15 protein-coding genes and 2 pseudogenes are annotated in these 19,202 nt (G+C 33.4%); 3 read left to right on the top strand and 14 right to left on the bottom strand.

What is annotated here, in order from left to right:
• The first annotated feature begins 60 nt into the window (after positions 1 to 60).
• Positions 61 to 963: pseudogene (locus tag ACN1CN_RS15780) on the top strand (DUF6493 family protein).
• Between the two features lie 5 nt (positions 964 to 968).
• Entirely contained in the window at positions 969 to 2,297 is a 1,329-nt protein-coding gene (locus ACN1CN_RS15775; protein ID WP_419136310.1) for an SWIM zinc finger family protein, read from the top strand.
• Positions 2,298 to 2,369: 72 nt separating this feature from the next.
• Here ACN1CN_RS15775 and ACN1CN_RS15770 read toward each other — a convergent pair whose 3' ends face one another.
• The 5 genes from ACN1CN_RS15770 to ACN1CN_RS15750 form a co-directional block, all read right to left on the bottom strand.
• On the bottom strand, positions 2,370 to 3,833 hold the full coding sequence (locus ACN1CN_RS15770) for a tyrosinase family protein (RefSeq protein WP_419136309.1): 1,464 nt from the start codon (positions 3,831 to 3,833) through the stop codon (positions 2,370 to 2,372).
• A gap of 40 nt (positions 3,834 to 3,873) precedes the next feature.
• Positions 3,874 to 4,302, bottom strand: a complete 429-nt coding sequence (locus ACN1CN_RS15765; RefSeq protein ID WP_419136308.1) for a hypothetical protein — start codon at positions 4,300 to 4,302, stop codon at positions 3,874 to 3,876.
• 17 nt (positions 4,303 to 4,319) lie between these two features.
• The gene (locus ACN1CN_RS15760) at positions 4,320 to 5,258 is read right to left on the bottom strand and encodes a multicopper oxidase domain-containing protein (RefSeq protein ID WP_419136307.1); all 939 of its coding nucleotides are present in this window, start codon (positions 5,256 to 5,258) and stop codon (positions 4,320 to 4,322) included.
• 252 nt (positions 5,259 to 5,510) lie between these two features.
• Complete coding sequence (locus tag ACN1CN_RS15755) at positions 5,511 to 6,569, bottom strand: DNA polymerase beta superfamily protein (RefSeq protein ID WP_419136306.1); 1,059 nt, start codon at positions 6,567 to 6,569, stop codon at positions 5,511 to 5,513.
• A complete protein-coding gene (locus ACN1CN_RS15750) occupies positions 6,566 to 7,192 on the bottom strand; it encodes a hypothetical protein (protein ID WP_419136305.1) in 627 nt (208 codons plus the stop codon). The genes ACN1CN_RS15755 and ACN1CN_RS15750 overlap by 4 nt, the downstream gene beginning before the upstream one ends.
• Before the next feature lie 138 nt (positions 7,193 to 7,330).
• Between ACN1CN_RS15750 and ACN1CN_RS15745 the strand changes: the two are divergent.
• A pseudogene (locus ACN1CN_RS15745) lies at positions 7,331 to 7,444 on the top strand (transcriptional regulator); the annotation flags it as partial.
• An 89-nt stretch (positions 7,445 to 7,533) separates the two neighbouring features.
• On the opposite strand, the gene ACN1CN_RS15740 reads toward ACN1CN_RS15745, so the two are convergent.
• From ACN1CN_RS15740 to ACN1CN_RS15700, 9 genes are all read right to left on the bottom strand, one after another.
• Positions 7,534 to 9,414 carry a UvrD-helicase domain-containing protein gene (locus tag ACN1CN_RS15740; RefSeq protein ID WP_419136304.1) on the bottom strand — a complete coding sequence of 627 codons (1,881 nt, stop codon included), beginning with the start codon at positions 9,412 to 9,414 and terminating at the stop codon, positions 7,534 to 7,536.
• Entirely contained in the window at positions 9,396 to 11,648 is a 2,253-nt protein-coding gene (locus ACN1CN_RS15735; RefSeq protein ID WP_419136303.1) for an ATP-dependent nuclease, read from the bottom strand. Before ACN1CN_RS15735 ends, ACN1CN_RS15740 begins: the two co-directional genes overlap by 19 nt.
• A gap of 24 nt (positions 11,649 to 11,672) precedes the next feature.
• On the bottom strand, positions 11,673 to 12,419 hold the full coding sequence (locus ACN1CN_RS15730; RefSeq protein WP_419136302.1) for a DNA polymerase beta superfamily protein: 747 nt from the start codon (positions 12,417 to 12,419) through the stop codon (positions 11,673 to 11,675).
• 124 nt (positions 12,420 to 12,543) lie between these two features.
• Positions 12,544 to 13,344, bottom strand: coding sequence for a TatD family hydrolase (locus ACN1CN_RS15725; RefSeq protein WP_419136301.1), 801 nt, complete (start codon positions 13,342 to 13,344; stop codon positions 12,544 to 12,546).
• A gap of 366 nt (positions 13,345 to 13,710) precedes the next feature.
• The gene (locus ACN1CN_RS15720) at positions 13,711 to 14,610 is read right to left on the bottom strand and encodes an AAA family ATPase (protein ID WP_419136300.1); all 900 of its coding nucleotides are present in this window, start codon (positions 14,608 to 14,610) and stop codon (positions 13,711 to 13,713) included.
• A 13-nt stretch (positions 14,611 to 14,623) separates the two neighbouring features.
• Positions 14,624 to 15,808: a hypothetical protein gene (locus tag ACN1CN_RS15715; RefSeq protein ID WP_419136299.1), complete on the bottom strand. Its 1,185-nt coding sequence runs from the start codon at positions 15,806 to 15,808 to the stop codon at positions 14,624 to 14,626.
• A gap of 3 nt (positions 15,809 to 15,811) precedes the next feature.
• Positions 15,812 to 17,089 (bottom strand): hypothetical protein, encoded by a 1,278-nt coding sequence (locus ACN1CN_RS15710; protein ID WP_419136298.1) that lies wholly within the window; start codon positions 17,087 to 17,089, stop codon positions 15,812 to 15,814.
• A gap of 71 nt (positions 17,090 to 17,160) precedes the next feature.
• Complete coding sequence (locus tag ACN1CN_RS15705; RefSeq protein ID WP_419136297.1) at positions 17,161 to 18,177, bottom strand: RNA ligase; 1,017 nt, start codon at positions 18,175 to 18,177, stop codon at positions 17,161 to 17,163.
• 282 nt (positions 18,178 to 18,459) lie between these two features.
• Complete coding sequence (locus ACN1CN_RS15700) at positions 18,460 to 18,996, bottom strand: hypothetical protein (protein ID WP_419136296.1); 537 nt, start codon at positions 18,994 to 18,996, stop codon at positions 18,460 to 18,462.
• Positions 18,997 to 19,202 lie beyond the last annotated feature (206 nt).

Genomic DNA, 19,202 nt, shown 5'->3' with positions numbered 1-19,202 from the left:
GGAGTAAATGAAAAACTCGAATTGGATTCAGAATCTCTGTTTTCGAAACTGCTGTCAACCATGGGCAAAACGACCAAAGAAACTGGTAAATTATCACTCTGGGCCGTTGCAGCAAGGACCTTTTATCCAAACGATACTTTCGCCGAATTTGAAAATACTTATTTAAAAACAGTTCCATTTGTGGTAGCTCCTTTTAAGCCTGAGTTTAAGTTTAAAGAAAAATGGAACGAATGGACGAATTATCAAACCAAAGAAAAAGAGCGAACACCTTCCTGGTAAGAACTGCGTTTTGACTTGCCAAACTATACCAAAATTCCAAATTATCTGCTGTACAGCCTCGATATTTATCAGCGTTCCAACAGTTGGGATTATAGTTTGAATTATGCCGGAAATACGTGTTTCTGGCACAGTCTGACTCCTCAAAACTCAGATGCTCTTGCGTTGACCTTATTGCAAAATTGCGGTGTTGCCGATGGTTCAAAACCGGAATTAAAAGGCTTTTTAGAGATCATCAACCGACCTGGATTTTTATTTTCTGATACTAGTTTATTTTTGTTTGCGGTTAGTTTTTTTCAGGAAAAGAAAGACCTGCGATTACTCGCATCGGAAGTTTTGATTAACCTCATCGAAAAGCAAAAAATCGACCTTAGCCCATTTGCTAAAAACTTAGCTTTTCTGGCAACTGAAAAATACGGTGTGTTTTTAAGACTAGTCGATGGCCTTACCGCCTTGAAAGACATTTCGCCCCTGCATAATAATGCTTTACTGAAGTTGTTAAACGCCTTCTTTGAAAATCTCAATTTAAAAGACAAACTACCAACGAATTTTAAGAAAATTGTAGAAAACTATGTTGACATTCTTACCAAAACCAATCAGAAGCCATCGTCACAGGCGATTGCTTTCTTTGAACAATGGAAAGATAATGCTTCGCTTAAATCATTGATTAAGCAAATTTTAAAATAATCAAAATGACAGATTTAGAATACAACTATAAAGGAATTTCAACCTACAGCAAAACCAAAGGAATCAATAATCTGGTTCTGGCACATCAAACCGAAATTGAGGAAGTCAACAACATTCCGTGTTTTTTCTGGGGAAGTTTGACCGATCCTTATGTTACGGCAAAATGCTGGAGCACGATTGCCAAAGTGGTTCGTTCCAGTTTCGGCCCTATTCCGCCAAGTCTTCGGGATCCTATTGTATCGGCAGGATCAGAACGACTGCGTTTTGAAGGTTTCTCCTCCTGTAATGGCGTTTATGTGCGACTGGACATGAAACCCGAAGCGATTGACGGAGAATTTATTGCCAACGGAACGACTAATGTTGATTTTAATGATCCGATGCTCAATGCGCTGAATGCCATTCAAAAAAATGAAAAAGTAACGCTTGCAGTGGGGCAGCAAGATGTTCAGGTCATTACCAGCAAAACAAAGGTTACAGAGAAAAAAGTAACCTTACCCATGCGCTGGATCAAAGGTTTAACAAGTGTTCAGCTCTATCTGGCAGATATGGATGTACAATTTGAACTGAATAAAATCCAGACCATTCAACTGTTTCAAAGTTTACCCAAAGGAAATGTAAAAGGTGATTTTTTCATTACAAAAAGAGCGGGGAAATTTATGTTCTCGACTTTGGCTACAGCCGATAGCGTTAGAATTGGAGGAGTGCAGCGATTGCGATTGTTAGAAGGAATTCTGGCCATTGTCGATAAAATTTACATTTACGAATCGTCAGACAAACAAACCTGCGCCATCGTTTCGGAATTTGGCAAAATGCAGCTTCTAATGGCTTTTTCTCCCGATTCGTACCGTGGTTTTTCGGGTGAAGGAAATGTACTCGAAACCATGACCGAAAATTTACCCATTGAATGGGTTTACGGTTTAAACAGTTTACTAAAGTCTAATGAAACTTTTGATCCAACAATGCTTTCAATAGAAAATGATATTGACTTTGGTACAATGGATAATCTGACTTCGAATCTGTCCTCAATGGGTTTATTGGGATATGATTTAAGCGAAAAAGCACATTTCTACAGACGTCTCCCTTTTAAAACCGAGCGTATACTGTCTTTAAATCCAAGGCTTAAAAATGCCAAAAAACTGATCGACAATGAAGATATCGAAATCATAGAACGAAGGGCCGATTATATTGAAGCCAGAGTAAAAGGCTCAGGGGTTTTACACAAAGTGATTATGGACAGTCACTCTCAAAAATGCACCTGCGATTGGTTTACAGCTTATCAGGGAAAAAGAGGGATTTGCAAACATATACTAGCCGTTAAAATGACCGTTTCTTAGTAACAACTTATGTACCTATAACAAAAAATGCCCCGTCGTAACGGGGCATTTTTTTATTTTTTAGCTTCTTGCTTAATTTGCATTGGATACACCAATTTTTTCCAGTGTTACTTTTGCATCGCCGCCTCCGGTCTTTTTGATAATAATATCGAAATTCGCATCTGAATTCACTAAATCATCGGAAATGTAATAGGCAAATTTAAGTTTTACACCATCTTCCCCTATTTCGTGATTTGCCCCTGTTCCGTGATCATGAGCTACTCCAAAGAAAGTCATCGTACCTACATACTGATCTTCTTTTCCCGGATAACGCAGATAAACCGTATAGTAATCTTTTGGTTCTTTATAAACCACTATATCCAGGTTTAATATGATTTTAGAATTAGCGGTTTTAAAAACTCTATTGGTGTTTTTGGCGAATGTGCTGCTCACTTTATGAGTAAAAGCACCCTCAAGCGGTTTCCCAACTTTTTGTTCCCAGATCACTTTTTCATTTGAATCCTGAAATGCAATTAGTTTTTTTCCTTTTATTTCCTTGCCAGCCAAAACCGGAGTTTTAGATCCGTAAAGCAAATTATCATATTTATAATCCAGATTAAAAACGATATTGTACACTTCCTCCATTGTATACGTAAGATGGTCTCCATTTGGCGCGATAAACTGATACTGCCAAGGATTTGCTTTTAACTGCTCTAAGGTAGGACGCTGCCCGTAAACAGAAGCATCCCAAGATTCCCAAATACGGTCTACCATACTGTGATGCAGCCAGAAAACAGGGTCAAATCCGGCTGAAGGAACATTTGCCATTAAACCGGAATATTGTTTCTGATATATTTCATTAAAATACGTTTCACTTGGCTGTGCATAACCGCCTCCTATCAGATTGTGCATATAACCATGAGGTGCCCCTTCAAGGTTTTTACTGAATCCGGCCGATCCTGCAAAAGAAGGATTTGTTTTTAATTCGTTAAGTGCCAATTGAATTTGCTTCACCTGATCAGGAAGAATCGCTTTTCCGTTGTTCAGAATACTATATCTGGCCGCCGTGTACAAGGAACCTGACTGGTCTCTTAATTTTGCCGCCATAACATTTTGGCTCTCTTCCGGGCTGCCATAATTCCAATAGGGAAGCGCAAAATCATCTTTTCCTGAAAATTCACGTACCATTTTTTCTAAAAACCAAATGTACATTCTGTGCCATAAAAGAAAATTTAAATTGGCATTTTGTGTTCCGTTATGCGTACAATCTGCCCATGCCCATAATTTATCTTTATCGGTTTGATAAGCCGCACAAAGTGCATTTGGTCCGTTAATTTCATTCGGAATGCTGTGTATGGCTCCCTGATAATACCAGGAGTAACCTTTCTCGCAGCCTATTTCGCGCATTTTTTTAAACGCTACGTTCATAGCCTCGAGATTTGCTTGTCCCTGAGGCGTATTAACGTTCCAGCGAATAAACTTCACATTAGATTTACTCTGACCATAGGACAATCCTGCGATCAGAATAATGAATAATAAACTAGTAATTTTTTTCATTTTGTTTGTTTTTGGGTGAGTAATAAATTATTGGTTGAATTTAAAGTACCTCGACTTCAAAAGTTAAAATCTTAGCATAATTAGGATTTGCTTTGTCGTAGATTTTAAATTTTACCGTTCCGTTACCTATTTTGTTGGCGGGAATTACATGAATGGCAATAAATCCCTGTTGATCTGGGTTGAGTTTGTTAAAAGCCGATCCTTTTGGAATTCCAATCTGACAAGCTCCATGCTGGCACATTGAACAATCCCATTCCTTAGGAAATGTGTTAGACACGGTTTCCCAAACCAGGAATATCGGTTTATTAGAAATGTTTTCGACTTTAATTTTTGAGATATCCAGTCGCTTATTTTTGAGTACACTTTCTTTGTTAACAGCTGTACCCACTACAGAAAATGTAGGTTTGCTTTGCGCAAATGAGACAGAAAAAGAGAAAAGCAGCATGCAATAAAAGAAGAGTTGTTTCATGATTGTTTGTTTAAATTTTAATAAAAAACCGGTATAGCCGCTTCATAGACTTTCTTTTTTAAAACCGGGTCTGTAAAATGATATACGATGTGTTCCTTCTCGTCCACGTTTTCTAAAAAAACGAGCACTTCTATGCTTTCCCCCGAACGAAGTTGTATTTTACATCCGTCGGGCAATGCCGTAACGGAAGCCTCGTTTCCGTAGCGCAACTGAAGTTTTACCGGAGACGGAAACACGATTTCATGAAGGTATAAACCCGAATTTACGAGACGAAGAAGTAGCGGCTCATTTTTATTACCCAGCGATTGTAATCCCTTACTATCTGTTGCCATTTTGCCATTAATAAGGAAGTACTCAGGCTTGTATTTCGGAAGAACTATGGGTTTATTGCTGGAATCATACTCCGTACCCATAATAGCATCGGTATGCCACTTGGTGTCCAGTTCACTGCTGCACCAAAGTAGTTCTTGTAAAGGCTGAAGTGCCGAAGAATCTTGGTCTTTTGCACGTATAATGATAACTCCAAACATACCCGCCTGAAGATTGAAAGGGTAATTTTCGGGACTGTAATAAAGATACGTTCCTGCTTTTTGAGCCTGAAAAGAATAAAAGCCATGTTCCATATGATGAATTGCTTCTTCTTTCTTCATCACTTTATTCTCTTTATCCCGCTGTACAAAATCAATTTCTTTGCAGAATAAAGAGACCGGATTACCTTGTGAAATGTTCCAAAAATCAATACTTACCGTTTCTCCTTCCACAGCTTCAATAGACAAGCCGGGCAAAGTGACCTGTCCCGAAAGCGAATTGGTAAAACCAAAAGTCCGAATCTCCTGATTGTTCCCTATGGCTAGTTTTCCGGTTGTTCGGCCAATGATTAATCTTTCGTTTTGAGAAAACAAAAAGGTACTGCTCAGTAAAAAACAAAATGCTCCTATTTTACTCCAATTCCTCATTTAAAGACTCAATTAATTTGGTTATCAACCGTTTGACCAATCAAATTTAGAGCTATTTAACATTAAAAAACAGCGTATAAACACCTGATTTTGTAGTAAAAATCAAGTTAAACATGGCCAAAATTCTTCTATATCAACAATCTACGAACGTACTGAAACCATCAACCTTTGAAGCTAAAATTTACAATACGTCCCTGAAATCGTTAAGGGTATGATAAAAAAAATCATCCTAATTTTGGATGATTTTAGTCTTTATTGGTATAAGGTTTCCCGGATTGTTATTAAGGTTTGGATGGCTTTTACCTCACCTGGTTTTTCCGGAAGATTTGAAGTTACATAGTGGCTTTCTATTGAGGTAATTAATTGATCGGCCATTTCGAGCAAACCATCATATTCTTTATTTCCTGCTTTTATGTCTAACAATTCGTCACGATTGGAAACTCTGATATTTAATTTTCCAGTGTACAAAATTTGCTCGGCAGTTTGCAAAAGTCGGATGGTGTGCATCATGTTTTTGCTATCGTAATTTTTACCGTGTTGCTGATTGGTGTTGTATCGCTCTTCGTTACGTTTTTCGATCCAGGCCCAGTATTCTGTATATTCTTTACAATATTTAGAATAGCCTTCCTGATTACAGGACAAATACCCCAGTAACTTTTCGCTTTTAGGAATCGACGAAACTGAAACTTCATTAGAGCTTTCTTTCTGAATAATTCCTTTGTAACCCAAATTTTTATTTTCGTCATAAAACATCGCAAACATTCCTTTGGAATTAGGAAGATTCACCAAACCACATTGTTCTTGATTCAAATTATTTTCGGCTAGAAAACTATTAACCGAAACAGTTTCGTAACCTTTTAAAACACAGCAGAAATCCAAAAGACTCTTTTTTTCCTTTGCCATTGGGTTTACGATTTTCTTGTTTAGACCTCTCGCCTTTTTGATTTGTGTAACAGCATAACCGGCAAAAGAATCTTTGCAGAGTTTCGATAGAAAATCTTCTAATTTTAAATGCTCCATCAATGGATGTTTGTACAAAATACAATCTTCCGGCGAAGCCAAAATCTCTAAAATATTTGGATTGTTTTTAAGCAACAATTCTACAAAACGCCCAATTTCGTAGTATACCTCATCGTTAGTTTCATTACTAATTTGAGGAATATAGGTTAACCCAAAGAATTTTTCTTTCGGCAAATAATAAACACCTTTGATGTCGGTATCAGATGTTGGTGTATTTAATCCAAAAGATCTACTTCCGGAAATTACTTCAAAAAGGATCAGTTTTTGGGATTTTAGGTCTTGGATGGTCATGGCTTGTAAAATTGTTCTGTGATATAGAAAACGGTATCGATAAATTTTAGGATTCCATCTTTAGTCAATACATTTTCATCGTGCAAATCTTCTAAAATAATACCCAATTCAGGATGAAAGTAATCGTTATTTTTTTTGTTCACAAATCCTGAGTTTTCAAGAAATATTTTCACATTAATCAATTCTGTCTTTTCGGTAGCTATTACAAAGTTTTGCTCCACAACAGCATACAGACCTTTAGTATTTTTATAAAATCCAAGAAGTTTGTAAGCGGTATCGGGGAAAAAATAATTATTTAAAAGTAAATTATTAAAGTAATCTTCCCAAGAAGTATAGTAGATGGTATCATTGAGTTTGAGAACTTTTCGTTCATCTTTCAGATAAACTAATTGTTCTGCACCACTAGAGAAAAAATTCTCAATGTTTAAATTGGTAATCCAAAGTTCATTAATTGTTGCAAATTCCTCAATTAAGGCTTCTTCTTGTTTTTTGATGTGGATTCCTTTTTCAGCCAAAGTGCCTGTTCCTTTGCCATTTTTAAGGTAACCGGAGGCTGCTTGGATATTTGCTCCATGCTTAACCTGGCTCTTTCCTGAAATGATATTTTGTAGTTCATTTTTCATGAAGTTTATAATGCAAATATAAATATTTTAAAGTTACAATTTATCTCGCGAAATATAAGTCGAATAAGGTGCTTCTTGGTATTAAAAAAAGATTCTACGGAAGTTATTGAAGTAAGTCAGGGAAAAAGAAACACTAATCATAATGCTTGCACATTCAATCCTCTTGATAAACTTGTAGAACTTTACTAAGGTTTGGTTCAGGCTGAAAAAGATAAGGTTGAATATTTAGAAAAATTGATGAAATTGAAATAATACTCTTTTTCTTTATAGAATTGAAAGCGCAAACTTTTTAAAAAAGGTTTGCGCTTTTTTATTTTTTAAATGGACTTGGATTGAAATAATTATTTACTATCTATATCAATTACATTGTCTTTGCCAAACCATAATACGGCTTTATCAATTACAGTTTTACTTGGATCATTATAAAAAACGGCTAAATTTTCCTTTGATCTTGTACAACAAACATAAAATATTTTTTGCGTTCTTTCTAAGACACTAGCTTTATCAGTTCTGTCACTGAATAAATAATTAAAATTATATTTATTCCAGTTACCGTTATCAAGTACTACAAAAACATTTTCAAATTCATTCCCTTTTGTTTTATGTTGTGTTGAAAAAGGTGTAAATCCTTCTAAATATTTATAAAGATTAATAAACTCTAAATATTTTACTTTTTTAATCCTATTATAAGCATATTCATTTTTCTCAATAAAACTATTTAATTTATCGTCATTTTTAAGCACTAGTCCTAGAGAATCAGCTACATTAATAATATCCTCAATAGTTTTTTCGTCTGTCTTCGTTAAACTACTTATCTTTTCTTTGAGAACTTTTTTATCATTTAGACTATTGATTTTAAATTGAACTTTTTTAATAAAGTCATTATAATTGCCGGATTCATATAATTTTAAACAATCTTGAATCTTAAATAAATGTTTTAATAAATTGTCTCTTTTAGAACCTTTTTTACTTTCCTCTTGCTCATCTTGTTTTTTATCATCAGTTAGCACATCACTATCTAAATAAATATTTTTAAAAATTAAGAAATTGTAACATTTAGCTTCCCTATATAACTCTGGATTTGCATCAATAAATGTTTGAATAACTGGTTGTTTATGAAGATTTAGCTTATCTATAACTTGTCCAAAAGTGTCCTTATCATCAACGAATATGTCAGCCCTTATTTTTAACTCTCTCAATATATTATTTTTATATTCAATGATTCTGTCTCGATTATAAATCTCCATTAAATTTGGAAAACCTGCCTTCTCAGCGATTAGATTATGAGTAAGATTTAATTCTTTTGTCAATTTTGCATTTTCAAAATTCCATCCTAAGTAATTTTTTGCATTCGTTAAATCATATTTTTTTGAATAAATAAATTTAATGTCACCTTCTTTTACTTTTTCTTTGGAAATCATATTGGGAGCATTTTCGTCATTTGAATGAGTTTGTTCCAATCCATCAGTACGTAATCTATTCGCCAATTCATAAACTAACCTAGGGCTTCTACGGTTTTGTTCTTTTTTTACTTCACGAACTTGTCCGTCTTCTTCTCCTTTATATGCTTTTAAATTACCTATCCCATCATCATAAATAGATTGCATTGCATCTCCAAAAAAACCAACTATTCCTGTTTTTTTCGATTTTTTAAAATGCTCTAAAAAGATCTTTATTACATTTTCATTTGTATCCTGATATTCATCAATAAAAATAAACTTAAATTTATCCTTTACAACATCAATTAGTCTAATGTAATTATTAAACATATAATCTGCGATAATTAATAATTCATCATGTGATATTATACCTTCTCTTAATCTAACATACTCTTTATACTGAATCCCATCTTCAAACTGTTCAATTATTGGATTTTCAATTACAATTTTAGTTATCTCTTCATTTTTCGCAAGATCAATTAGAGCTAATTTCAATTCTTTTTGAAAATTTTTTATATTATCCCATAGAAAATCATGAATTGTGGTAACACTTAAATTCTTGTGATTAACTCTTTCTTCAATCTCTTTTACAGCTGCATTTGTATATGTCATACAAGCGACTTTAACAAATGGATTTTCTTCTATAACTTGTCTAATTACTTGTACTAAAGAGTATGTCTTACCACTCCCCGCTCCACCGCTCAACAAGAAATCATTACCATTATCGATATGTTCAAATATTTTTTGAACCTCTAAATCTAAATCTATTCTTTTCGTAACCATATCAATGCTTCTTTTATATAGTCTGGAATTTGCCAGTTAATAAATTCTTTTTCTCCATCACTCTGACTATTTAATAATATTTCTATAGCAAAAGCGGGCTTACTATCTACTCCATATTCTGCTAGTTTAAAGCTATCTTTATCCTTTTTAAAATCTTTAAGCCATTTCTTTGTCAAAGAACCAAATTTAAATTCTTTTTTTAATGATCCTTTTTTATCTTCAACATCCTTCTCTTCACAAATAAAATCATAATTAATATGAAAAAATGCATCCTCAAAACTTCTAGCATGATAACTTAATTGTTCCGTTTGAAAAGCAACTAATAATTTACCTTTTCTGTTTGAATTCCATTGCTTATTTCGATTTTTTCTCAAAATCTTCCAATCATTTTTTAATGACTTATAATAATTTAAATCTCTGTTTCCTTTATGAAAAAAAGCTAATGAATTATTATTTGTTAAAGCGGCTTTATCATGACTTGACGGACATTTAAAAGTTAATAATTTCTCGCTGCCATTTTTATGATACTGCTTCTCACCTTTATCATCAAGATCAGAATTTTGATAATAACTATCAATATCTGTAATTATTACAGATTTAACTCCAATAAAATCGATAAACTTTTCAAAAATGAAAGAATGCGCTCCCACTTCAACTATAGATATGTTTTGCGATAGCAATTCAAGCTCATTGCCTACTAATTCTTCCTCTAAGTCAATTTTTCTCATCATTGCAGGCACAAGAATTCTCTCTGTATCTCCTTCAATAAAAATAGCTTTATCTGCAAAAAATAACTCAGACCTATTTAATGTTAGATATTGTTTTAGGAATTTATAATTCTGTTCTTCACCTGCTATGGTATATTCACTCTCTAAATCTCTAAGATTTTTAGCCATTATACTATTTAGGCTTTCTTTTTTCAAATATTTTATTGAATTAAAATCTTTACAATTTGAAACAATATGTGAAGAATGAGTTGATATTATGTATTGCAACTTTTTCTTTGCACATCCTCCTTTTATAATTCCCTCTTCCAAGAGTGATTGTATATTAGTTATAAATACATATTGCATTTGTGGATGTGTATGTGCTTCTGGTTCTTCAATAAATAGTAAATTTATATCTGCTGGTTTTTCATCTTTATTCCTCTTAAATTCTTGAAGTAATATTTCAATTTCAAAAATCATACTTATAAGATTCATATATCCTAAACCATTATAAAACTCGGGTAAAGAGTTAGAGGAATCATGCTCATAAATAACTGTTGTATTTCCTTTAAGCAACTCTTTTCTTTCTAATGAAGAAATAACTTTTATAACTGATTCTCCTTTTTTTATTCCTCCAAATCTCTCAACTTTTCCAACTATTTTTTCAAAAAGAGAAGTATAAACGTTCGTAAGCGTTTCATCTGTTTCGATTAAAGTTTCCTTAAACTCCTCAATACTTTTGGTATCTTCTTCATTTTTTTCACTTCTTTCATAAATTTGCGATGTTTGTGAAGAAAGAGTTTTATCTGCTTCCTTATTAGTTACACTTCTACTTGCACTTATATATTTAAAATTTATGACATTCTTCAAATTCACTTTTGTTGAACTGTTATCTAAATCAATAAATTGGTCTTCAAGTATAATTCCATTTATATGATCTACAGCTATAGATTTTTTCTTATAAAAAAAATACTTATCATGATACAACTTAAAAAAAGCATCAAATCCTTTTTCTCTGTACAGCTTTCTTTCTTTTTGTGGCTTATCTTTTTCTCTAATCAAAGATTCATTTATTTTTTTTTGTTCTTCAATCTTAAAAACCTTAAAATCTTGCCTAAATAATTGATATTCATTAAAATGTATAGAATAATCATATCCTAAAACCAAATAATTATTATCCGGATCTAAATCCATCATTAATTTTGATATATTTTCAAAATCATCTTCATCAGAATACGAAACGATTAATCTTATAGTAATTCCCTTTATATCCTTATTAAAATCTTCTTCACTCAATTCATCTGGTGATTCTATCAAATTTTTAATTTCTTCTTTATAAGATAAATTGAAATCATCCGCCGAAATTTTCTTATTCTCAGATTGATTTATAAATTTATCCAGAACACTTAATATTGATGTTTTCCCAGAATTATTTTTGCCCAAAACGAGCGAAAGATCCTTCTCTAAATCTAATTTTAAATCTTTTAAAAGTCTAAAATTTCTAATTAATACAGATTCTAATTTCATACTTTTTACTTTATACTTTTTATTTTATACAATCATTTCTCTAAAAAACAATTCCAATCCTTCACTCATCCTTTTCCCAATTCCCAACTTACTCGCATTCTCCTGATTAAATTGTACCGTCTCTAGTAAAAAATCAGTTATTAAAACTTCCTTTGGGTGCAGGTATTTTTCGTCCTGGCTGGCTTTTATTGTTTGTAATTCTATTATTTTGTCTTGTATGTTTTGTGGTGCTATTGGTAATAAATCGGTAAAGGCAACGGGTGGAAATGTATTGTTTTCTATAATCCATTTTCCCGCCAATGCGGTGCGTAAGCCATAGAAATAACTTTTTAGTTTTACTTCTTCCATTTCGCATACTTCCATGAAATTTTTAGTTGTTCCTAAATAATGGTGCAAAACCGCTATGGGCGAAAAACATTCTACAGCCATCTCCCGCATTTGTTTTGCAAAAGCATCATCCTGAAAATACACAACAGGCGAAAACAACCACTCGATCAAAGGTGCGTTAGATTTTGCTAATAATTTTATGGATTTCCGTAAATCCCAACCAGAACCGTCAAGATCGTCTTCGGTCATGAACTCGATTACGTCTGGTTGTTCCCAAAGCGACAAATAATACTCGGGTTTGTGTTTGTATATAAAACGAATATCGTAATCGCTGTCCGGCGAGGCAAATCCCCAGGCACGGCTTCCGGATTCTACAGCCAGCAGTATTTTTACATCTTTTTGTTTTTCTATTTCTTTTAGTTTTTTGAGTATTTTTTCATTCATGACTTTTCAAATATAAATTAAACAATAGCTTTTAGACCCCGTAAAAACACTTGTTTTTTTCTACAAAAGCATCAAGTTTTTTAAGCTTTAACCTTTGTTCCTCTGAACCTTTGCCTCTCTGTACCTAAATACAAAAAAAGCTTTTAGAATTACGAGTCGTTTCCTCTGCCACTTTATCTAAAGTAATACCTTTAAACTGTGCAATTGTTCCGGCCACATACGGCAAAAAAGCAGGTTCACAACGGCGTTCGTGGTATTTCTTCAAAAGACTGTTCGGGACATTTTTAGGAAGCATAAACGGTGCATCAGTTTCGATCATCATTCGGTCAAGCGGTGCGTACTGAAGTACTTCTTTTAAATGACTGAAACGTTTACTGTCGGATATCGCTCCGGTAAAGCCTAGATAGAATCCATTATCGAGATAGGTTTTGGCTTCGGAAAGCGTTCCTGTAAAGCAATGCACGACGGCTTTTGGCAATTGGGGTAAATATTCTTTTGTAATGCCCATGAATTTTGTAAAAGCAGCTCTTTCATGCAAAAACAAAGGTTTCTGCACTTCGATCGCCAATTCTAATTGGGCCCTATAACACGTTTCCTGTACATTTCTAGGCGAAAAGTCACGATCAAAATCGAGTCCGCATTCACCGACCGAAACGACTTGTTTCTGTTTTAATAAATTTCGCAGTTTTGAAATACTCTGTGCATCAAAACTCTTCGCATCATGCGGGTGAATTCCAGCAGTGGAATATAACACTCCCGGATATTGTTTTACAATTTCTAATGAAGCTTCGCTGTTTCGTAAGCTTGTGCCGGTTAGTATCATTTGTGATACATCGGCGTCGAGTGCATCTTGTACGACATCGTCTATGTCGTTATGGAATTGTTTATTGGTTAAATTAATTCCGATATCTATATATGTATTCATTTTTTTTTAAGTTTCAAAGGCTCAAAGAGACAAGGGTTCAGAAGTTTCCCATTTGAGTCTTTCTGTTATATTTTGTTTTGTTTTGTTTTTTTACCACTAAGGCGGTAAAACATATTTTTTTAGTCTTGGAGCTGCTTTTAATCTCGTGAAGACTGGAGGCGTAAAGTTTTTTACACAGAGCTTGTCATTTCGACCGAAGGGAGACTCGAGCGATAGCGAACTGGCGAAGCAAATCACACCCGGCATTCCATACAGTGTGTGCTCAGCGCATGTGATTTCTCCCTTCGGTCGAAATGACATAAAATGAGAAATTACTACTTTAAAAAACTCTGTCCCTTTGAACCTCTGCACCTCTGCACCTCCTCATTAAAAATCTCCGTAGTACACTTGAAAACAAGGTAACTTTAAGTCATTTCGCCAGGTATCCACAACCTGATTTCTATCGTCTAAAATAAATTCTACAAAATAGTGGTCTTTAATAAACTCATTGTAGATTTCGGTTTTTATGATCGAATCTTTTCGGCTGTCTTTTGTTTTACGCATGATTAAGGCATCGTATTCGATTTCGTGTTTTTCAAGGAAACGCAAAGTCGGTGCTTCGTATTGGTCTTCTCTTCCTGAAACCAATAGGATCTGATACCCCAACTTTTTGTAATTTCTCAAAACATTTGCCACCGGAGTATTGATTTCGTCAGCATCGCATTTACTTGCATCAAATGGATTTCGTCCGTTCATTAAGGCTAGTGTTCCGTCAAGGTCACAAATTATAGCTTTAGGTAAGTCCGGGTTTTGAACGCAGTATTCGAGATTTTTATTAATCTTCTTTATCGGACCAAAATCAAACTTCTCTTTTGTTTTTTGCAATTGATGATACATGTTTTCAATTACTTTTTTCGGTACTTTTCGATCTCTTTTTTCGTTTCTCACAAAAAGTTCCTGCAGTGGTAAATCAAATATTTTGAACTCAATATTAGCCATTTCAGCAAAATCGTCTATTGGCTGTTTAATGTATTCTGATTTTACGTTGCAGGTATCCAGAATAACGTTCCATCCATTTGAAAGCAACGTTTTAATTTGTCCGTTAACAATTTTCGAAATCATACTTTCAACTGCCGGATCCATCACTTCCTGAAATTGTGAAAACCTGATTTCATCACGACTTATTCTCATCGTTTTTGGTTCAGTTCTCACCTTCCACTCTGCAAAAGTACTTTTTCCCGATGCCGGACAACCTATAAGGATTGTTAATGTTGGTGTTTTTTTCATTTTGTTAATCTTGTTATAATCTTGGATCTAATGTTTTTTCTATTTCTTCGTTATTGATTCGTTTCAAAAGCAACAACCGCATGAGATAATTTTCTTCTTCTAAGTCTTTATAAGGAATCTGAAGCATTTTTTGATTGATTTCCCAACCATTTACAGATTGCTCTAATTTTTGTCTTATGCTTCTTTTTCCTAAATAATGATCAAAATCCTGATGAAAATTTACCCCATAAATCATTGTCAGATAATTGTTATTTCTCACCTTAAAACACGGTGGCAAATTTTTAATATAATTCTGAACCGGTTTAATCATAATACCTTCTTCGTTATCATTGGTCAGTTTCTCGAAAAATGAATACATTTCTTTTAACTGTTCTTCTTTATTAGAAGTTGTAATTTCCAAGTGTAAAAAAGCATCATCATTTACCATTTTATAAGTCAAATTGCTATTTGGTAGTATTTCCTCTCCTGACTTTTTTACTACTTTTAAAATGGTAAAGGGTTTAAAGTGCAATTCCGTTTCCTTTCCAAAAGTATCAATCTGACCTTTAAAAACCTGCAATGATTCTTCCTGCTTTATTGCATCTGGAATTTTCACACTGCCCAACGCTTCGTATTGACGGACAATATGCGTTTTATATTTACCTCCAAATTCTTTTTTGCTAAGCTGCTTTTTATCCGAAATATAGGTTGTGAACGCCCCTGATTGTCTTACACTATTTATTTTTTTTATTAATTCCGAAGATTTCAAATATTCATTGTGCGTTTTTAAGGCGTCATAGTATCCTATAAATTCTTTCTCGATTAATCCTGCCCCCAAAACTTTCCATGGCAATAATTCTGAAGCAATTAAAAGCGTTTCGAAATCAGGGAAAGTAATTACCATTTTGGCGTGTAAATCTTTTAAACTGCTTATGGCTTTTTCTATATCAATATGATCCATTCTAAACCCATTTCTGGAAACAAAATAGGTTTCTTCGAGGTTTCTTTTCAGATAAATAGTACAGTAAGACCCCATGTATTTTTTCTGAACCACAAATTCGGTTACCCCTTTTTCTATATAATAATTTACAGCTTCTTCAATGCTTTCTATTTCGTTTCTTATCTTGCTTTTCGGCGCTGGCGAAATGGTTGGCGAAAAATCATTTATCTTATTTTTACAAAACCACTCTATTCTATTTCTTACTTTATAGTCTAACATTTTTTACTTTTTTTGAATGATTACCGCACTTGTTGGATAAACTCCTTTTACACAATCCCCTACTCCATAAAATGATTTAGAATTTGGAAAAATTTCGTTGATCAATTCTATAAACTCTGCATTCGAAAGCTCAAAATCATGATCGTCATGTCTGAATTCTTCTGTCATTTCATAATTTACATTAAAATCTTTGTCTGGCGTTGTCACAAATAATTGAGTAAATTCTGTATTATCGCGAATCCAGATGAGTATTTCTTTTGCTTCTGCCAGAGAATTATGCTCAATAACTTCGCTCAAAATAACCTGCCCTTCGAAGCCTTTAATTTCTTCAAGGTTTTCAATCCATCGCAAATTATCAACCTTTTCTAATCCAGTAATTTTATCTGCGACATGCTTAAAATCAACCTCATCATAAGCATGATATTCCTGCGAGAATCCTTTTTTGAGTAACATTTTATAGTATTGCAATTCACCACAACCAAAATCTAGAACCGGTTCCTCAAAATCGATTTTACTGCAAATAAATTCTTTTCTCGATTGATGTGTATCTGTAAACACAAACTGTACTTCGTTATCAAAATAAGCTTCTAACTGAAGTTTGAACTTTTCAAATTGTACCGGAGAACGCATGATTCTTTTTATAAAAAGATAAAATACGAAATACGGAATTCCCGAAATATTGGTTAACATTGTGATGTGCTTTTGAATAAAGTAATCGTCTATATAAGTATAAACCGCATATTTATTGGTAAAGTGTGAAAACAAAGCTACAAGCGAAAATTTCTGCAATGCCTCTCTAACCGTTTTCCCTTCAATCTTTAATTCGTAATTATTTCCAATTTTATGTTTTAGTAAAATTCCGCCAATGTATTTTGATAAAAGATAATTTTCATTTTTATACCATCCGGAATCGATGAAAAAAGTTGCAACTTCAATGGTACATTTTTCAGTATCAACTTCGTTATAATTCTTGCCTAACCAAGAAATTACAGTCTCACTCAAACCTAAATTTTCTTTATACAAATGATTAAATAATTCAGTTGCTATATTTAAAGCCAATAACGGACTGCAATAACTTTGAAAATCGATTTGATTTCCTTCTTCAGGTAAATAACTGTTCTTACCATCTAAAAAAACACAGTGATATTCGTTGTTAGAAATCACATTTCCAATTACGATTCCTTCCTTTAACTCCTTCAAATACAAACCCTGATCTGTATTTGGATTTTTATAAAGAACGTCTAAAAAGTGTTTGTTCTCTGATTTAAGTTTTATAATCATTGTGTTTATTTTTTGTTTGGCAAATATATCTTTGCCTCTACGCAATTATTTTGCGCAGTTAAATTAAAATTTTATTTTTCTTCTCTATTAAACGGTTTTTCAAATGTTGGCCGGATCATTTTCCAGATAATTACCGAATAGTCTTTGTGGTTCAGCATGGCAAACAATACGCCCTGATATTGACAAGTCTGGAAGTACAAGGCGGTTTCTTTTCGAGATTCTAATACTTTAAAATCGGCTTTGCATTGGTTTTCGATTATCTGATATTGCTTCTCTAAATCATCTTTAGTTTGTTTTACCCAATCAAAAAATTCATCGGGAACACGCTCCAGAATTTCTTCCATCGGTTGATTTGTTTTCAGATATTCCCAGATATTCAGGTTAGAAACCTCCGTAATGATTCGGTGTAAACGAAGGTATTCTTCAAATTTAATTTTCACCCTAAAATGGTTTGCATACTTAATGATAAAGCCTTCTTTATTATCAACGTCCATTTCTTTTAAAAGCAGAATATCTTTGATTCCATCGAATTTTTCAACCATAGGAAAACCAAGATCTTCCAACGGAAATTCTTCACCGGATGCTGTGTCAATAATCGCCAGCAAAACCAATTCTTCCGCTGTACCATAATCTAAAACGATTCGGTTTTCAGGATAAATAATTTCAAACAAATAGGTTTTCGCTTTATCCAGAAGCGCCCAGGAATTTCTGTATTTTCCATGCAGCATTTCATTCGCTTTATCCGACTGATTGCTCGAAAAAGATCCTCTGCTCGCTATAAAAGGAACCTCATCTATCCAATATAAAATTCCCAACGAGCCGTCCATTTTATCATAGACTTCAAAAGTACAAGCCGGCAGTACCTGATTTTCCATTTCGCCTAAATTGAAAAACTTAGGAAAAGGCCTTGCCACCACAGTATCATTTTCATCTAAGATCAATCCTCTGCAGGCTAATGTCACCTCATTCCAAACTTTCTCGAATTGTGCATTTTGAGTGTAATTATAAATGTATAAATCATGCTCCGGATGTTTGTTCACCTTTACATAATTTTTTGAAAGCATCTCTTTTAAAAGCGTTGTATTCATTAGTTCTTATCTTTCAACAAAGATTCAAAAACTAGTGCGCAGTTATTTTGCGTACTAAAAATAGATTTAAAAATGGGCATTTCTAATCTATAGATATTTTTCGTTCCTATGGAACTTTACTTTGTCGCCGTATATTTTTCAACGGATTAAAATCCATTGCTACAAAATAACAACGTTCCTACGGAACTATATTTTTAACTCTACTCTTCGTATTAGACCTGACAGGTTTTTAAACCTGTCAGGTCTATAAAATTGAAAACCCTAACAATCTTGCATCGTATCCTAAATTCTTAAAAGTTCATTTTCGAGATATTCTCTTAAATTATTTCCGAACATAATAATATCGGATTGCATAACTGAAATAACCGGCGAAAGATACTTATCTTCAAAAACCACAAGAGCACGATGGTTGTGCATGGGAATGTAACCCACTATTTTTGAAACATCAAAACCAGCTTCAGTTAGAGCCAATTCTGCTTCAAATTTATTCTCATTAATTTCGTCAATAAGTCGTCTTGATTTTTCAAAATCTTCAGGATATTGGTGAAAAAAGTTTTCACTGGCATATTCAATATCTGATTTGTCTTCCGGATTAATTGAAATCAAATCAGTGTCTAAATTCGAAAAAGTTAAAAGCATTTCTCTGTAATCCCAAGGGAAATCAAATCCAAATAATACTTGCAAGGCATCAATTTCTTTTCTGCTTATTCCTTTTAAAAATTTAGCATTGGGCTGTATTTGAAATCCATAAACATCCTCTCTAAGTTTTATTCTTTTGAAGTTTTTTTCCGCTTTATATTTTATTTCTTTTATTGTCATGATTTTTAAAAATGGGATTTTCTAATCTATAAATATTTGCCGTTCCTACGGAACTTTATTTTGTTATCGCATATTTTTCAACGGATTAAAATCCGTTGCTACAATTTAAAAACGTTCCTACGGAACTTATATTTTTAACTCTAATCTCTATTATTAGACCTGACAGGTTTTAAAAACCTGTCAGGTCTGTATCTTAACCAAACCAA

Source organism: Flavobacterium sp. T12S277, from assembly GCF_048514875.1.
GTDB lineage: Bacteria > Bacteroidota > Bacteroidia > Flavobacteriales > Flavobacteriaceae > Flavobacterium.
The sequence above is the reverse complement of the archived record's forward strand: the minus strand, read 5'-3'. Positions and strand labels throughout refer to the sequence as shown.

Excerpts from the sequence above, each read along its gene's own strand:
- ACN1CN_RS15710 (WP_419136298.1), bottom strand. The coding sequence starts at position 17,089 with ATGATTATAAAACTTAAATCAGAGAACAAACACTTTTTAGACGTTCTT.
- ACN1CN_RS15725 (WP_419136301.1), bottom strand. The coding sequence starts at position 13,344 with ATGAATACATATATAGATATCGGAATTAATTTAACCAATAAACAATTC.
- ACN1CN_RS15760 (WP_419136307.1), bottom strand. The coding sequence starts at position 5,258 with ATGAGGAATTGGAGTAAAATAGGAGCATTTTGTTTTTTACTGAGCAGT.
- ACN1CN_RS15720 (WP_419136300.1), bottom strand. The coding sequence starts at position 14,610 with ATGAAAAAAACACCAACATTAACAATCCTTATAGGTTGTCCGGCATCG.
- ACN1CN_RS15740 (WP_419136304.1), bottom strand. The coding sequence starts at position 9,414 with ATGGTTACGAAAAGAATAGATTTAGATTTAGAGGTTCAAAAAATATTT.
- ACN1CN_RS15765 (WP_419136308.1), bottom strand. The coding sequence starts at position 4,302 with ATGAAACAACTCTTCTTTTATTGCATGCTGCTTTTCTCTTTTTCTGTC.
- ACN1CN_RS15705 (WP_419136297.1), bottom strand. The coding sequence starts at position 18,177 with ATGAATACAACGCTTTTAAAAGAGATGCTTTCAAAAAATTATGTAAAG.
- ACN1CN_RS15775 (WP_419136310.1), top strand. The coding sequence starts at position 969 with ATGACAGATTTAGAATACAACTATAAAGGAATTTCAACCTACAGCAAA.
- ACN1CN_RS15750 (WP_419136305.1), bottom strand. The coding sequence starts at position 7,192 with ATGAAAAATGAACTACAAAATATCATTTCAGGAAAGAGCCAGGTTAAG.
- ACN1CN_RS15770 (WP_419136309.1), bottom strand. The coding sequence starts at position 3,833 with ATGAAAAAAATTACTAGTTTATTATTCATTATTCTGATCGCAGGATTG.
- ACN1CN_RS15715 (WP_419136299.1), bottom strand. The coding sequence starts at position 15,808 with ATGTTAGACTATAAAGTAAGAAATAGAATAGAGTGGTTTTGTAAAAAT.
- ACN1CN_RS15735 (WP_419136303.1), bottom strand. The coding sequence starts at position 11,648 with ATGAAATTAGAATCTGTATTAATTAGAAATTTTAGACTTTTAAAAGAT.
- ACN1CN_RS15730 (WP_419136302.1), bottom strand. The coding sequence starts at position 12,419 with ATGAATGAAAAAATACTCAAAAAACTAAAAGAAATAGAAAAACAAAAA.
- ACN1CN_RS15700 (WP_419136296.1), bottom strand. The coding sequence starts at position 18,996 with ATGACAATAAAAGAAATAAAATATAAAGCGGAAAAAAACTTCAAAAGA.
- ACN1CN_RS15755 (WP_419136306.1), bottom strand. The coding sequence starts at position 6,569 with ATGACCATCCAAGACCTAAAATCCCAAAAACTGATCCTTTTTGAAGTA.